The sequence below is a fragment of the Breznakia blatticola genome, from assembly GCF_004365815.1.
Lineage (GTDB): Bacteria > Bacillota_I > Bacilli_A > Erysipelotrichales > Erysipelotrichaceae > Breznakia > Breznakia blatticola.
In genome coordinates this window covers 1-15811 of sequence record NZ_SODD01000053.1, presented here as the reverse complement: position 1 = coordinate 15811, position 15811 = coordinate 1, and the positions used below count along the sequence as shown (strand labels likewise).

At 34.0% G+C, this 15811-nt stretch carries 16 protein-coding genes; all 16 read left to right on the top strand.

Annotated elements, in window-relative coordinates; all coding sequences use genetic code 11:
• Window positions 1–99 precede the first annotated feature (99 nt).
• The 16 genes from EDD63_RS10460 to EDD63_RS10385 all read left to right on the top strand — a co-directional run bounded on the left by EDD63_RS10460 (window position 100) and on the right by EDD63_RS10385 (window position 15585).
• Entirely contained in the window at window positions 100–471 is a 372-nt protein-coding gene (locus EDD63_RS10460; RefSeq protein WP_134171199.1) for a hypothetical protein, read from the top strand.
• A 26-nt stretch (window positions 472–497) separates the two neighbouring features.
• Window positions 498–824 carry a MazG nucleotide pyrophosphohydrolase domain-containing protein gene (locus EDD63_RS10455; protein ID WP_134171197.1) on the top strand — a complete coding sequence of 109 codons (327 nt, stop codon included), beginning with the start codon at window positions 498–500 and terminating at the stop codon, window positions 822–824.
• A 34-nt stretch (window positions 825–858) separates the two neighbouring features.
• The gene (locus EDD63_RS10450) at window positions 859–1593 is read left to right on the top strand and encodes a class I SAM-dependent methyltransferase (protein WP_134171195.1); all 735 of its coding nucleotides are present in this window, start codon (window positions 859–861) and stop codon (window positions 1591–1593) included.
• A 209-nt stretch (window positions 1594–1802) separates the two neighbouring features.
• Complete coding sequence (locus EDD63_RS10445; protein WP_134171193.1) at window positions 1803–3218, top strand: PTS transporter subunit EIIC; 1416 nt, start codon at window positions 1803–1805, stop codon at window positions 3216–3218.
• A gap of 76 nt (window positions 3219–3294) precedes the next feature.
• On the top strand, window positions 3295–4134 hold the full coding sequence (locus tag EDD63_RS10440; RefSeq protein ID WP_134171191.1) for a PRD domain-containing protein: 840 nt from the start codon (window positions 3295–3297) through the stop codon (window positions 4132–4134).
• A gap of 4 nt (window positions 4135–4138) precedes the next feature.
• Entirely contained in the window at window positions 4139–4885 is a 747-nt protein-coding gene (locus EDD63_RS10435; RefSeq protein ID WP_134171189.1) for a ChbG/HpnK family deacetylase, read from the top strand.
• Window positions 4886–5249: 364 nt separating this feature from the next.
• Window positions 5250–6104 (top strand): PRD domain-containing protein, encoded by an 855-nt coding sequence (locus EDD63_RS10430; RefSeq protein ID WP_134171187.1) that lies wholly within the window; start codon window positions 5250–5252, stop codon window positions 6102–6104.
• A gap of 123 nt (window positions 6105–6227) precedes the next feature.
• A complete protein-coding gene (locus EDD63_RS10425) occupies window positions 6228–8111 on the top strand; it encodes a beta-glucoside-specific PTS transporter subunit IIABC (protein WP_166667623.1) in 1884 nt (627 codons plus the stop codon).
• Window positions 8112–8128: 17 nt separating this feature from the next.
• Window positions 8129–9583 (top strand): glycoside hydrolase family 1 protein, encoded by a 1455-nt coding sequence (locus tag EDD63_RS10420; RefSeq protein WP_134171183.1) that lies wholly within the window; start codon window positions 8129–8131, stop codon window positions 9581–9583.
• Between the two features lie 121 nt (window positions 9584–9704).
• Window positions 9705–10397, top strand: coding sequence for an MgtC/SapB family protein (locus EDD63_RS10415; RefSeq protein WP_134171181.1), 693 nt, complete (start codon window positions 9705–9707; stop codon window positions 10395–10397).
• Window positions 10398–10410: 13 nt separating this feature from the next.
• Window positions 10411–11151, top strand: a complete 741-nt coding sequence (locus tag EDD63_RS10410; RefSeq protein ID WP_134171179.1) for a tyrosine-protein phosphatase — start codon at window positions 10411–10413, stop codon at window positions 11149–11151.
• 97 nt (window positions 11152–11248) lie between these two features.
• Window positions 11249–11980: a MurR/RpiR family transcriptional regulator gene (locus EDD63_RS10405; protein ID WP_134171177.1), complete on the top strand. Its 732-nt coding sequence runs from the start codon at window positions 11249–11251 to the stop codon at window positions 11978–11980.
• 170 nt (window positions 11981–12150) lie between these two features.
• Entirely contained in the window at window positions 12151–13596 is a 1446-nt protein-coding gene (locus tag EDD63_RS10400; RefSeq protein WP_134171175.1) for a 6-phospho-beta-glucosidase, read from the top strand.
• On the top strand, window positions 13596–13904 hold the full coding sequence (locus EDD63_RS10395; protein ID WP_134171173.1) for a PTS sugar transporter subunit IIA: 309 nt from the start codon (window positions 13596–13598) through the stop codon (window positions 13902–13904). The genes EDD63_RS10400 and EDD63_RS10395 overlap by 1 nt, the downstream gene beginning before the upstream one ends.
• A 33-nt stretch (window positions 13905–13937) precedes the next feature.
• Complete coding sequence (locus EDD63_RS10390) at window positions 13938–14243, top strand: PTS sugar transporter subunit IIB (RefSeq protein WP_348521598.1); 306 nt, start codon at window positions 13938–13940, stop codon at window positions 14241–14243.
• 28 nt (window positions 14244–14271) lie between these two features.
• Complete coding sequence (locus tag EDD63_RS10385) at window positions 14272–15585, top strand: PTS sugar transporter subunit IIC (RefSeq protein ID WP_134171171.1); 1314 nt, start codon at window positions 14272–14274, stop codon at window positions 15583–15585.
• Window positions 15586–15811: the final 226 nt, after the last annotated feature.

The window sequence follows — 15811 nt, the reverse complement described above, 5'->3', positions numbered from 1 at the left end:
TTCGGGGCTTTTATGTGCCATTGATGACAATTTAATAATTAAGGTTATTATGAATGTAAATTTACTCTTGACAATGGTCACTTCATAACAGGAGACAAAATGGCTAAAAAAATTCCAACAGTACTAGCAGATCAAGCACATTTTCTAAAGGGACATGCAAGTTGGTTATATTGTGATTCATGCAATAAAACAGTTGCATATCTTTGTTATGTGACATATCGATACTTTCGGTTTTCTTTTACATGTTCGTGTGGAGCAAGCGGAAGTGTTGAAAATCGTTTTGGTGATATAGATTTGAATAAACTTGCTTTGGGTACGCTACAGCGTAGTGAAGTCAATAAACGATACATTTGTGAAAAGGATGCAGCTGCTTTGTTTTCTGTAGTACCAAAAAATATACAATCATACAAAGCAACTGTTGCTTGTGCATCCTGTGATACACGATATGAGATAGAAGAAAGCTTTGTGTAAAATGAAATATACGATGGAGATTAAAAATGAAGAACTTTTCAATAGAAGAAATGCAAATGATGCAAAAATATATGCATGAGAAATATCAAGGATTTTGGCCGGATTTGAAACCAGAAGTAGCTAAAGAAATGCTTTTGTGGATGATTGGAGAAACAGGAGAAGTAATTGATGTCATCAAGAAAGATGGTGATATACAAATTATGAACCAGCCAGAAGTACGTGCGCATTTCATAGAGGAACTTTGCGATGTAATGATGTATTTCAACAATGTAATGTTGTGTTATGACATCACAATTGATGAATTTAAGAAAGCATATATTGAAAAGTATAATGTTAACATGAAGCGTTGGTAGTATATATTATCTAACGTTTGAAAGTAGGAGCACCATGAAAGAAAATATATATGATAATGATGCATTTTTTGAAGCATATCAAAAATTCCCACGTTCAGTGGAAGGTTTGTCTGCAGCAGGAGAGTGGCATGAACTAAAAAAATTACTTCCCGATTTTCAGAAGAAACGGGTATTGGATATTGGTTGTGGTTTTGGCTGGCACTGTGTATATGCAGCTAGTAAAGGTGCTACATATGTACTAGGTACAGATATTTCAGAGAAAATGTTAGCTGTTGCTAAAGAGAAAACAGATAGTGATGTAGTAACTTACAAGCAAGTAGCAATGGAAGATCTACAATTAGATGATGAAAGTTTTGATGTAGTAATGAGTTCATTAGCATTTCATTATACGCCAAATTTTGATCAAGTTGTACAAGTGATTCATAACGCATTAAAGCCAGGTGGGGTATTTGTATTCTCAGTAGAACATCCAGTATTTACTGCACAAGGCAAACAAGATTGGATTTATGATAGTGAAGATAAGCCAGCATATTGGCCAGTTGATAACTACTTTTTTGAAGGGAAAAGAGAAGCGATTTTTCTTGGGGAACAAGTAGTAAAATATCATCGAACGGTAACGACATATCTTCAAACATTGTTGAAATATGGCTTTTGTATCAAAGCAGTTGTTGAACCTGAACCAGCAAAAGAACTACTCGAACAAGTAGAAGGAATGAAAGATGAATTGCGTCGTCCAATGATGTTGCTTGTATCTTGTATGAAAAAATAGTATTGACATGGAAGCACTTTCATATTAAGATGAAAATGTAATTAAGGTTTGTTACTCTTTGGAGGCATTACCTTAGAAACGTTATAAAACGTTTTTAAGTATGCAATCAAAGAGTTTTTTTATTTTCTGAACGATTTGTAGTGCACGACAAATTGTTGTAAGAAATCCTTAAGATACCAAGAGATAGAAAGATTAGAAAAGGTGGAATTATGAGTAAAAATGAAAAGAATGAAAGAATTGCTAGTGAAGTATTAGCAGCCGTTGGTGGGGAACAAAACATTACCCAAGTAACACATTGTATGACTCGTTTACGTTTCAATTTAAAAGATGCAAGTATTCCTCAAGATGATACAGTAAAAGCAATTGATGGTGTCATTGGTTTAACGAAATCAGGTGGTCAATATCAAGTAATCATCGGACAAAATGTAGATAAGGTGTACCAAGCATTAATTGAAAATACAAATTTAAAAGGAGAATCAATGGTCAGTGATGAAGTTGATAAACCTAAAGAAAAACGCACATGGAAAACTATCGGTTCAGCAATCCTTGATGGTTTAGCAGGAAGTATTACACCAGCGATTCCAGTTATGATGGCAGCATCTATTTTCAAGATGTTAACTGCAGTACTCGGACCAGATATGTTAAACATACTAAGTCCAACGAGTGACTTATATGTATTATTTACTTTTGTGGGAGATGCAGGATTCTACTTCTTCCCAGTTATATTAGGATACACAGCAGCTAAGAAGTTTGGTGTGACACCAGTACTTGGTATGCTACTTGGTGCTATTATGATTCATCCAACACTTGTGGGTATGGCAGCAGAAGGTAATGCATTTACAGTATATGGAATTCCTTGTAATGTACAAAACTATGCAAGTACAGTATTCCCAATTATTATGTCTGTATGGGTGATGTCATATGTAGAGAAATTCTTTAAACGTATATTACCAGATGCATTAAAAGTTGTATTTAGTCCAACACTAACTATTGCAGTGATGCTTCCAATTGCGTTATGTGCATTAGGACCTTTAGGTTCATTCTTAGGAACATGGGTGGGAGAAGCCTTATTAGGTCTAGATAGTGTTGCAGGTTTCTTAGCGATCGCAATTATTGCTGCTTTATGGCAATTCTTAGTTATGAGTGGAATGCATACGATTATGATTACTTCAATGATTTTAATCTTCGCACAAAGTGGAAAAGAAGGTTTAGTAAGTGTTGCAGCAGTTGTATCAAGTATTGCTGTAAGTGGAATGTGTTTAGGAGCATTCTTACGTATTCGTAATAAAGAAGATAAATCATTATCATTTGGATATTTAGTAGCTGCCTTTATTGGTGGAGTATCTGAACCAGCATTATATGGATTAGGAATGAAATTCAAACGTCCATTTATCGGTTTACTAGCAGGTGGTCTTGCTGGTGGATTATATGCAGGATTAACAGGCGTTATTTCATACACATTAGTTCCTGTAGCAAGTTTCTTATGTATGACGGGATTTGCAGGTGGATCAACAACAAACTTAGTTAATGGTTTAGTTGCTTGTGGAATAGGGTTCATTGTAGCTGCAGTTGTTACATACTTCTTTGGCTTTGCAAAAGATGAACCAGCAATTGAGAAAAAATAGTATTTGATACATTGCAATACGAATACAAAAATCAATTGTATGGTATAATTTTATGTAATAAAGAAAGGGGAGCGTCATGAAGGCGATTAAAAAAATCAATAACAATGTTGCGATTTGTGTAGATGGCAATGGGAATGAATTGATTGCCTTTGGTAAAGGTCTTGGCTTTCCCCAAATGCCATATGAAATTGATAACTTAGATAGAATTGAAATGACTTTCTATAAAGTAAGTGAGCAATTTATGCAACTACTACAAGAAATTCCAGAAGAGATTTTCCAAATTAGTGCAAAGGTTGTACAACGAGCAAATAAGATCTTAAATAAATCATTAAATCCAAATGTTGTATTTAGTTTAGCAGATCACTTAAATTTTGCGATTGAACGTATGCAAAAATACCAAAAGATGAAATTTGCCTTTTCGTATGATGTTGAACAGTTATATCCAGTAGAAAGTGAACTTGGACGCTATACGTTAGAATTGATGCAAAGAGAACTATATATATCATTACCAAAAGCAGAAATTACAAGCATTGCTTTACACTTTGTACAAGCAGAAGATGATCCGAATATTGATCAAGAAGAAATAAAACTTGAGAAACTGATGGATAAAATCACTGAAATGTTAGAACAGGATTTTCAGGTGAAAATCATGCAAGAGGAATTTAATTACAATCGATTTGTGAGTCACATTCGCTATTTATTAAAACGGATGCAAGAAGGACAACAATTTATGGACACAAATGAAAGTATTGTAAGCAGTTTAAAAGCAGGTTTGCCTGAAGTGTATCAAGAAGCAAAGAAGGTGGCTGAAGTAATTGCACATTATTATCATGTAGAAAGTTCAGAAGAAGAACTTGCATATCTAATGATTCATATTAATCGAATATTGGAACAAGCAAGACAAAAAAAGGAGTAATCTGATGAAATTAATGATACGAGCAGATGATCTAGGGTATTCACGTGGAGTGAATTACGGGATCTATGATAGTGTAAAACATGGAGTAATCAATAATGTTGGCGTTATGGTAAATATGCCAGACACTCAACATGGAGTTAACTTACTAAAGGATTTAAATGTGTGTTTTGGGCAACATACAAACATCTGTGTTGGAAAACCACTGAGTGATCCAAGTAAGATTCCAAGTTTGGTGCAAGAAAATGGTGAGTTTAAACCATCTTCAGCATATCGTAATGCAACAGAAGATTTTGTTGATTTAGATGAAGTGATTTTAGAAATTGAAGCACAATATGAACGCTATAAACAATTAATGGGAAAAGAGCCAGAATACTTTGAAGGACATGCAGTAGCTAGTGATAATTTTCTGAAAGGATTAGAAATTGTAGCTAAGCGACATGGCTTGAAATACTTTGGCTTTGCTTTTGATGATAAACCAATTATTGTAAATGATAACAAGGTATTTATACATATGGAGGCAATGGATGCTAATTATGAGCCGTTTGCTATGATAAAACGAATTGTAGAAAATCCAAGTAAAGATGGATATGATTTAGTCGTATTCCATCCGGGTTATCTTGATGCAAATATATTGGAACAATCATCACTTACCATTCCTCGCACACAGGAAGTCAAACTTGCAACAAGTGATAGGTTAGTAAAGTACATGCAAATACATGATATAAAACTTTACACTTTTGATGATTTGTAATTTGAAGGCTAATTAAGGCGGAAAGGATTACTTATCTTTATCGCTTAATGTTTAAATTTTCTTTAGAAGTGATAGTATAAGAATAGTTCATAGGTAGTTTCCTTATTGGGTTTAGCCACTTCAATAATAGTCTATCTATGAATTTTTCATACACTAGATTTGGTCTTCTATAATTCCCTTCTCATTTTACAATACAGGGATTTTATTTCTTAAAAAGCACTATTGACAGCGGTTACATTAGATGATATTATACATTCTGTAAAGAGGACTGTAACTGTTTAACAGGCATAACCTATTTTAGCGCAATGAAGATTCTTTGTATCTAAAGTAGGTTTTTTTATATGTTTAATACGGAGGTAGAACTGTGAAATTCAAAAAAAAGATTAATAACAATTTTGCATTTGTTGAAGATGATGTTGGAAATGAATTTATCGTAACCGGTCGAGGTATCGGCTTTCATCATGATTTAGAGATAGATATAGACGAATCAAAAGTTGATAAAATATTTAGTACCAAAGATAACATTGCAGATAAAGGAACTTTTGAAACCTTGCTTAACATTAACCCTGATGTACTTGATGTAACATTAGAAGTTTGTAAGATGGCAGAGAAGAAACTGGATGTAACATTTGATAATAACACGTTTATTGTCATTGCAGACCACTTATCATATGCGATAAAACGGTATTATGATAATATTAACTATTCGTTAAGTATGTACTGGGAATTGAAAAAACTATATCCAAAAGAGTATAGGGTAGCCGTCGAATCGCTAAATTTAATAAATGAGCGATTTGGTATTTATTTAGATAAGACGGAAATATCGTTTATTACATATCACTTTGTGAACGTACAAAATGATACAACAATGCTTTCTGATACCATGAAGATGACTAGATTAATCAAAAAGATTATTGATATTGTTCAATATCAATTACAAATAGAATTAAATGAGGACTCATTTAGTTATAATCGCTTTATTAATCATCTACGTTATTTCTTTATTCGAAGAATTAGTGCAGATACTACGCATGTTAATGAAGTTGATGAATTAATTATTGAGACTGTCAAGATTCGATATCCAAAAGAGTATAAAGTTGCACAAACAATTGCTGATTTTGTACGACAAGAAGAAGGATGGAGTGTAAGTGATGATGAAACATTATATCTATCACTTCATGTACATCGACTATTAGAACAAGAGAATACAAAAAAATAAAAGGACTGTAACTGATACGATCAGGCATAACCAAATATTTTAGTAAATGCTTTAGGCATAGACTAGATGTTTGGTTTTTTTATTAATATAGCAATTAGCCAAGAAATAAAAGGAGGACAAAACATGGCCAATTATAAAGAGACAGCTAAAGAAGTTGTCAAGTTAACAGGGGGTAAAGGTAATATAACCAATGCATGGCATTGTGTAACACGCTTGCGTTTTAATCTTAAAGATAAAAACATACCCGATTTGGAAAAAATTAAGAAAGTTCCAGGTGTAATGGGAGCACAGTTTAGTGGTGATCAATTCCAAGTCATTATTGGAAACACTGTTGTTGACGTTTTTGAGGAAGTTGAAGAATTACTTGGAGGAACAGGTACTGGTGAAGCTTCATCTAATGAAAAAGAGGGAATTATCTCAAAATTAATGGATGGAATTTCTGGGGTATTTACTCCAATCATCCCAGCGTTAGCAGGTACAGGGTTATTAAAAGGGTTTTTAGCACTTGCTGTTCTTACAGGTATTTTAGATACAACAAGTGGGTTATATCAAATCTTAAACAATTTATCTGATTCTGTATTTTACTTCATGCCGTTTTTCTTAGCAGTTTCTAGTGCTAGAAAATTTAAAACTAGTGAGTATTTAGCGTTAGCAGTAGCTGGTACTATGATGTATCCAACATTCTTAGATATCGCAAAGACTGCGTTTATGGATCCAAGTGTTGTGAATATGACGATATTTGAAGTGATTCCTATTCCGTATGTAAACTACTCAAATTCAGTTATTCCAATTATCTTTTCGGTAATTTTATTGAAACATGTACACAAATGGGTACGTTCATGGATGCCTAAAAGTCTATCTTTAATGTTTACACCAATGATTACACTTGTAATAGTAATTCCTGTAGCATTAACTGTATTAGGACCTATCGGAAGTTATGCTGGAGAATATGTTGGAAAAGGTATGACATGGTTGTTTGACACTATTGGTCCACTAGGTGGGGTTGTATTAGGAGCAACATTCCCATTACTAGTTATGACAGGTATGCATTATTCTCTTGTACCAATCGCTTTTAGTAATCGTGCGGTACTGGGTTATGAAAATATGATTGGACCAGTTAATGGATGTACAAATATTGCTCAAGCTGGAGCTGCATTTGGAGTTGCAGTACGCACAAAAAACAAAGAAATGCGCCAAGTAGCAATATCTTCAGGGATTTCTGCACTGTTAGGAATTACTGAGCCAGCGATGTATGGAGTTAACGTAAAACTAAAACGTCCATTCTATTACAGTCTTGCAGGTGGGGCAATTGCAGCAGGGGCTGCGATTTTCTTCAATTGTCGTTCATTTGGAGGCGGTGGAATGCCGGGGTTAATGTCATTACCTGCATATGTTCATGTTGAAGATTCAATGAATGTTGTATGGATGGCAGTGTGTTTAGCTATCGCTTTTTTCTCAACATTTATTTTGACTATTACTTTAGGTTTCCAAGAAGATGCGGCTGAGGAAGTAATCGCAGAAGCAGCAGAAAAGAAAGCAATTAAAAACGGAACAAAACACCGTGTGTTTGCACCAATTAGTGGTAAATTACAACTGTTAAGTAGTGTTAATGATAATACATTTGCATCAGAACTAGTTGGAAAAGGTATTGCGATTCAACCAGACAATGGTGAAGTTGTTGCACCTATAAGCGGAGTTGTTAGTGTACTGCCAGACACACAACATGCTATTGGTATCGTCGGTGACGATGGAGTTGAAATACTTGTTCATATTGGAATTGATACAGTGAAACTAAATGGCGAACATTTTGATTTTAAAGTTAATAAAGGTGATCATATAGAAAAAGGTCAATTACTAGGAACCTTTGACTTTGAAGGTATCATAGCTGCAGGTCTTGATCCAATAACAATGGTTGTTGTAACAAACAGTAGTGATTTTGTAGAAATTATGAATGCTAATGATGAAGGCATAATTTTTAAAGAAGAAGAATTGCTTATCGTTTTATAAAATAGGAGGTCATTAAAATGAACATAAAAACAAATTTCCCAGATGGATTCTTGTGGGGTGGAGCAACTGCGGCAAATCAACTTGAAGGTGCCTTCTTGGAAGATGGTAAGGGTTGGTCAACTGCAGATACAGCATTATATACAAAAGAAAGAAGAAGTTTAGCTTCTATTACAAAACGTATGGAATCAAAAGATATTGACTTTGCTATGGAAGATAAAGAAGGAATTTATCCAAAGAGAACAGGGATTGATCATTATCATCATTATAAAGAAGATATCGCGTTGTTTGCTGAAATGGGGTTTAAAGTATATCGCTTTTCCATTAGTTGGCCTAGAATATTTCCAAATGGTGATGGAGAAGTAAATGAAGCAGGTCTTGCCTTTTATGAAAAACTTATCGATGAGTGTTTAAAATATGGTATTGAACCGCTTGTTACAATTTCGCATTATGAATTTCCTTTAGCATTAGCAAAGAAACAAAATGGTTGGGAAAGTAGAAAAACCATTGATGCATTTGTAACTTATGCAAAAACACTATTCACTCGCTATCGTGGGAAAGTTAAATACTGGTTAACGTTTAATGAAATAAATATTATTGGAATGACCGGGTATTTAAGTGGTGGTATCCTAGCAGATAATGTGGATAACTTTATGCAGGCACAGTATCAAGCAGCACATCACCAGTTTGTTGCTAGTGCATTATGTGTAAACTTATGTCACGAGATGTTACCAGAAGCAAAAATTGGTTGTATGCTAGCACGTATGGAATCATATCCAGAAACTTGTAAACCGGAAGATGTTATGGAAAGTATTTATAGTGATCATAACAATCTATTCTATTCTGATGTTCAAATACGTGGATATTACCCAACATATATGAATAAGTTCTTTAAAGACAATAACATCAATATTGTGAAGGAAGATGAAGATGATGCTATCTTACTAAATGGAACAGTTGATTTCATGTCATTTAGTTACTATATGTCAGGTGTCTCATCAGCTAATAATGATGGTGAAAAAACTGAGGGGAATATACTGGGGACTAAGAAAAATCCTTACTTAGAAGCAAGTGATTGGGGATGGCAAATTGATCCTGTAGGATTAAGAGTAACTTTACACAAACTGTATGATCGATATCAAATTCCACTATTCATTGTGGAAAATGGTTTGGGTGCGCATGATGTAGTAGAAAGTAATGGAGAAATTCATGATGAGTATCGAATCAATTACTTACGTTTGCATATTGAACAAATGTCAATTGCGATAGAGGAAGGTGTTGACTTAATGGGATATACACCTTGGGGATGTATTGATTTAGTTAGTGCAAGTACAAGTGAAATGAGTAAACGTTATGGCTTTATCTATGTTGATATGGATGATGAAGGTAATGGAACAAATATCAGAAGTAGAAAAGATTCATTTTATTGGTACAAAAAAGTAATAGATACAAATGGTAGTGATTTAACATCGTAGAGATTTACATGATCATTAAAAAAACGTTATAATATAACAAGTTGTAAGAAAGCAAAAACCTGATACGAAGCATGTACATTCGTCCTCGGGTTTTTGTTTCATTGGGAAATGAGGGGATAATATGAGTGTATTAGATATTACAATTCGCTTAACATTGGCAACAATCATCTCTGGTTTGATTGGATTTGATCGTGAGTATAAAAATCGTCCAGCAGGTATTAGGACTCATATTTTAGTTTGTGTTGGAGCAACAATTATCGCATTAATTCAAACGCAAGTACATATAGAGTCAATTGCACTAGCAAGTGAAAACTTAGATTTACTTTCAGTAGTAAGTTCGGACCGTACAAGATTAGTTGCGCAAGTTGTAAGTGGAATTGGTTTTTTGGGAGCAGGAACAATTATTGTCAATAAAAAATCAGTTTCCGGGTTAACCACAGCAGCCTCACTATGGGCGAGTGCTTGCTTAGGTATTGCCATCGGTATGGGATATTATGCAATTACATTCGTTGGATCTGTTGCAATCATTGGAGTGCTGAGTATACTGCATCGTTTTCTAAAAGTACCAACTCAAAAGAAATTGGAGATACAATATATTCATCGTATTGAGACGAAAAGTGTAATTAATGACTATTTTGAAAGTAGAGATATTACAGTTGCTGATGTGGATTTTCGTGTAGAGAAACACGATGATTATCGTGTATATTGTAATTTTTATACAATAAATCTACCAAAAGGATTATATTACGCAGACATTATTGAAGATCTATCGTTACATAAAAATGTCACAAAAATTCGCATGGTTAATGCATAGGAGGTAATGAGAAATGAATACATTAGTAAATTTTAGAGATTTAGGTGGCTATAAAACACCTAGTGGAGTCGTAAAAAAAGGAAAGTTTTTTCGCAGTGGCGAATTGGTATCATTAAGTGAAAAAGCAAAAGATGCACTAGTAAATACATATCAAATACGCTATATTTTTGATTTTCGTCAACTTGATGAAGTAGAGAAAAGACCTGATGATATATTGCCAAACAGTAAACATATTCATTTGGATATTATGAAAAATTTCGAACATAGTACAAGTCTAAAAAGCTTTAAGGAAAATGATATTGACCCCGATAGCATGATGATTGAAGTATATAAAAGCATTATTCGTTCAAAAACAAGTCAACAAGCTTATAAAGAGTTTTTAGAAACAATAATAGAAGATGATAGTGCGATTCTATTTCACTGTTTTGCAGGAAAAGATCGTACGGGTATTGGTGCAGCTTTCATTTTGAAATTATTAGGCGTAAGCGATGAAGATATTTATACAGATTACTTATTAACGAATCAAATGCGTAAAGAAGCGAATGAAGTATATTTAAACGTTTATAGACAAAAGGGTGCATCAGAGGAAAAAATAAAAGCAATGGAAACGATGCTTTATGTAAAAAGTGAATACTTAGCAAGCGCAATCGCTGTAATTGAAAATGAATATGGAGGATTTGATAATTATATAGAGAATGAAATTGGATTATCAACAGCATGTGTTGAAAAGATGAAAGAGAGATTTATCATATAAATATATTCGAAACTTTTGTTGAATCGCTTATGCCTAACATAACAGCTACTTGTTCATTTTGAATGTTATGTTATGATAATAAAAAGAGGTGTGTTATATGTTATCAGCTAAACAAATACAAAGTTTGAATGAAACGGAATTAGAAGTTTACAAATATATTTCAAAAAATCCAAAGAAAGTTCAACAAATGAAAATTCGTGATGTCGCAGAAGCTGCGCATGTATCAACAACGACAGTTTTACGCTTTTGTAAGAAGGTTGGATGTGATGGATATGCTGAGTTTAAAATTAAGTATCGTATGGAGTTGGAAAAAAACGAAGATATTGTTGACCATAATGAAACACGATATTTGTATGAGTATTTTAAACGTGTCGATACTGATGATTTTGATGAGCAATTAGATGAAATTGCGCAAGTGATTGTAAGTAAACCGAAATTGATTTTTATGGGGATTGGAACATCAGGCGCATTATGTAAATATGCAGCACGTTATTTTTCAAACATTGGAAAATTCTCACAGCATATTGATGATCCATTTTATCCAGTGCCTGCAGATTTCTCTGAAGACTCTGTCATCTTTGTTTTATCAGTAAGTGGAGAAACCAAAGAAACCATTGATCAAATTAATAAATTTCGTAAAGAAAGTACAACGATTATTTCATTAACAAATACGAAAACCAATACGATTGCACATATGTCAGACTATAATTTAAACTATTATTTACCTGAATTGGTTGTTGGAGATGTCTTAAATCTTACAACGCAAGTACCTGTTGTATATATGCTAGAAAGCATAGCGAAAAAGGTATACAGTTATTCAAAAGACTAGTGTTTATCGACTAAAACGGAATTATTACAATTCTGTTTTTTTTATGTAACAAATTCCAAGCGGTTTATCTTGTTTTAATATCCACCAAAATCGAGATTTTTTGAAAAAGTGTTGCTATCATGAAAGCGTATTCAAACGATATCGGAAATACATGTGTAAGGAGGAACGAAATGAGCAAACGCAAATTTCCTGAAAACTTTCTATGGGGTGGAGCATTAGCAGCTCATCAAGTAGAAGGGGGATGGAATGAAGGTGGAAAAGGAATCAGTGTTGCAGATGTAATGTCCGCAGGTGAGCATGGGAAAGCTCGTCAAATTACTGACGGAGTTCAAGATGGAATTTACTATCCGAACCATGAAGCTGTTGATTTCTACCATCGTTACAAAGAAGATTTACAATTCTTCAAGGAAATGGGATTTACTTGCTTGCGAACAAGTATCGCATGGACAAGAATCTTTCCATTAGGAGATGAAGAGGAACCAAACGAAGAAGGGTTACAATTTTATGATACATTCTTTGATGAATGTTTAAAGTTAGGAATTGAACCAGTCATTACCTTGTCGCATTTCGAGATGCCATACCATTTAGTAAAAACATATGGAGGATTTAGAAATCGTAAGTGTATCGATTTCTTCGTACGATTCGCTGAGGTGTGTTTTAAACGATATAAAGATAAAGTTACATACTGGATGACCTTTAACGAGATCAATAATCAAACAAACTTCACAACGGATTTTGCCCCGTTTACAAACTCTGGAATTGTTTATAAAGAGGGTGAAAATCGTGAAGAGATTATGTATCAAGCTGCACACTATGAACTAGTTGCAAGTGCAAAAGTTGTAAAACTTGCACGTGAAATTAAAGATGATTTCCAAATTGGTTGTATGATTGCAATGTGTCCAATCTATCCATATTTTTGTAAACCAAAGGATATGATGATGGCAACAAAGGCAATGCAAAAACGTTTGTATTTTACAGATGTACATGTATTTGGTAAATATCCAAGAAATATCATTCAATATTGGAAACGCAAGAACTTCACGATTGATTTCACGGAAGAAGATGCAAAAGATTTACTAGAGGGATGTGTTGATTACATCGGGTTTAGTTATTACATGTCATTTGCGACAGCTTACCAAGAAGGTAATACATACTATGACTATGACGAAGACTCAATGCTAGTGAAAAATCCATATGTAAAAGCTAGGAAATGGGGATGGCAAATTGATCCAGTCGGTCTAAGGTATTCACTAAACTACTTACAAGATCACTATCGTATTCCACTGTTTATTGTGGAAAATGGATACGGTGAATACGATGAAGTTGTGGATGGTAAAATCCATGATGACTATCGCATCGAGTATCTTGATAAACATCTTGAACAACTATCGATTGCCATTGAAGAAGATGGTATTGATGTTATCGGTTATACATCTTGGGGACCTATTGATATTGTCTCAGCTGGTACTGGGGAAATGCGTAAACGTTATGGTTTTATCTATGTGGACAAACATGATGATGGAACTGGAAGTTTAAAGCGATTACGTAAAGATTCATTCTATTGGTATCAAAAAGTAATATCAAACAATTATGTAGAAAGTAAAGAGGATGTGTAATGGAAGGATTGGAATTAGTTAGCTTTCAAATTATTTCTAGTGCCGGTGGGGCGAGAAGTAAGTATATTGAAGCAATCCAAGAAGCAAAACAAGGAAACTTTGAAACAGCTGACACAGCAATCAAAGAAGGCCAAGAAATGTTTCAAAACGCGCATAAAGCGCATGCGAGTCTTATTCAAGAAGAAGCTGGGGGAAAAAGTGTAAATATCACATTACTATTGATGCATGCTGAAGATCAACTGATGGCATGTGACAGTTTCTTAGTTATCGCAAACGAATTTATTGATGTTTATAAAAACATAAAGTAATACACCATCAGATAATGAATTAAGGAGGAAAAGATGATGAAACAAATTCGATTATTCTGTAATGCAGGAATGTCAACAAGCATGTTGGTAAAAAAGATGGAAGAGTCTGCCGCTCAACGTGGAATAGAAGTTGAGATTAAAGCATACCCACTTAATGACTTATCTGCAAAAATGGAAGAAGCAGAAATTCTATTATTGGGACCACAAGTTGGATACGAAGAAAAACGTGTAAGAGGACTTGCTGAACCTAAAGGAATTGCTGTTGGCGTTATTCCAATGGTCGATTATGGAATGATGAATGGAGCGAAAGTCTTAGATTACGCTCTTGCATTAAAATAAAAAAACGAAAATAAAAAAGGAGAATAATATGAAAAAATTTCTAAATGATACAGTCGTGCCTGCGATTATGAAATTCGTAAATACGAAAGCAATTATGGCACTTCGTAACGGTATTATTTACACAATGCCATTAACAATTATTGGATCTGTATTTTTAATTCTAGCTTGTTTCCCATACCAACCAGTGGTTGATTGGTTTGCAAGTATGAACTTACTTGACCCTATGTTTAACGTAACAGGGGCAACATTTGATATCTTAGCAATCGCTGCCGTAATCGGTATTGCTTATGAATATGTTAAAGCTGAAGGTCTACCTGCACTAAATGCTGGGATCATCTCATTTGTATGTTTCTTAATTTTACAAGACGGATCTGTATTGGATGCTAACGGAGATGCTGTTGGTGGTGTAATCAACAAAGCATGGACTGGTGGTAAAGGTATGATTTGTGCAATTCTAGTAGGATTAGTTGTTGGATACATTTACTCATGGTTTATTAAAAAAGACATTCGTATTAAAATGCCAGCTGGAGTACCTGAAGGTGTTGTAAACTCATTTACTGCATTGATTCCAGGATTCGTATTAGTTATTGGTGCATTTGCAATCTACGCTGCTCTTAAAATTGTAGGAGATACAACATTCTTAGAAACAATCTACTCATTAATTCAAACACCATTACAAGGATTAACCGATTCAGTTGGTGGAGTTATCGTTATGGGATTAATGATTCCATTCTTATGGTTCTTTGGAGTACACGGTTCTACAATCATTGGTGGAATTATGGACCCAATCCTTACAGCTAACACACTTGATAACCAAGCAATCTTAGATGCTGGTAAAGAATTAACTTTAGGAAATGGTGGACACATCGTTACAAAACAATTCTTAGATCAATTTATGACAGTTACTGGAGCAGGGATGACAATTGGTATTGTAATCTTCTGTGTATTCTTCGCAAAATCAGCAAAAAACAAAGAAATTGGACGTATTTCATCAGTGCCTGCATTATTCAATATTAACGAACCAGTATTATTTGGTTTCCCAGTTACATTGAACCCAATGCTAGTTATTCCATTTATGGCAATGCCTACAATTTCTGGATTAATCTTATACTTCTGTCAATACATTGGAATTATTCCATTATTTGGTGGAGTTATGGTTCCATGGACAACACCTCCAATTATCTCTGGATTATTAGTTGGTGGATGGCAAACCGCATTACTACAAGGATTAATTCTAGTCTTAACATTCTTCGTTTACTTACCATTCGTTAAAGCGCAAGATAAACGAGACTACGAAGATGAGCAAGCTGCTGCTAAAGCAGAAGCAAACGCTCAAGGATAATTCTCTAAAACTATCTATAAAATAAATCAATCTAAATCTTAAACGATTAAATCAGGGGCTGTGACACTTAGTACAGCTTCAAATCATAAAAATAACGCCTAAACTCGTAAGAGAATAGGCGTTATTTTTGGTATAATTTATTTGTGAAAACTAACCAAGAACATACTATCATATACCAGCCGTATATGCTACTACCAAAATCATTTTCTTTTGAAAATGATGTAGA

Bases quoted from the DNA above. Each gene is read 5' to 3' on its own strand.
- EDD63_RS10460 (WP_134171199.1), top strand. From the start codon at position 100: ATGGCTAAAAAAATTCCAACAGTACTAGCAGATCAAGCACATTTTCTA.
- EDD63_RS10455 (WP_134171197.1), top strand. From the start codon at position 498: ATGAAGAACTTTTCAATAGAAGAAATGCAAATGATGCAAAAATATATG.
- EDD63_RS10450 (WP_134171195.1), top strand. From the start codon at position 859: ATGAAAGAAAATATATATGATAATGATGCATTTTTTGAAGCATATCAA.
- EDD63_RS10445 (WP_134171193.1), top strand. From the start codon at position 1,803: ATGAGTAAAAATGAAAAGAATGAAAGAATTGCTAGTGAAGTATTAGCA.
- EDD63_RS10440 (WP_134171191.1), top strand. From the start codon at position 3,295: ATGAAGGCGATTAAAAAAATCAATAACAATGTTGCGATTTGTGTAGAT.
- EDD63_RS10435 (WP_134171189.1), top strand. From the start codon at position 4,139: ATGAAATTAATGATACGAGCAGATGATCTAGGGTATTCACGTGGAGTG.
- EDD63_RS10425 (WP_166667623.1), top strand. From the start codon at position 6,228: ATGGCCAATTATAAAGAGACAGCTAAAGAAGTTGTCAAGTTAACAGGG.
- EDD63_RS10420 (WP_134171183.1), top strand. From the start codon at position 8,129: ATGAACATAAAAACAAATTTCCCAGATGGATTCTTGTGGGGTGGAGCA.
- EDD63_RS10415 (WP_134171181.1), top strand. From the start codon at position 9,705: ATGAGTGTATTAGATATTACAATTCGCTTAACATTGGCAACAATCATC.
- EDD63_RS10410 (WP_134171179.1), top strand. From the start codon at position 10,411: ATGAATACATTAGTAAATTTTAGAGATTTAGGTGGCTATAAAACACCT.
- EDD63_RS10405 (WP_134171177.1), top strand. From the start codon at position 11,249: ATGTTATCAGCTAAACAAATACAAAGTTTGAATGAAACGGAATTAGAA.
- EDD63_RS10400 (WP_134171175.1), top strand. From the start codon at position 12,151: ATGAGCAAACGCAAATTTCCTGAAAACTTTCTATGGGGTGGAGCATTA.
- EDD63_RS10395 (WP_134171173.1), top strand. From the start codon at position 13,596: ATGGAAGGATTGGAATTAGTTAGCTTTCAAATTATTTCTAGTGCCGGT.
- EDD63_RS10390 (WP_348521598.1), top strand. From the start codon at position 13,938: ATGATGAAACAAATTCGATTATTCTGTAATGCAGGAATGTCAACAAGC.
- EDD63_RS10385 (WP_134171171.1), top strand. From the start codon at position 14,272: ATGAAAAAATTTCTAAATGATACAGTCGTGCCTGCGATTATGAAATTC.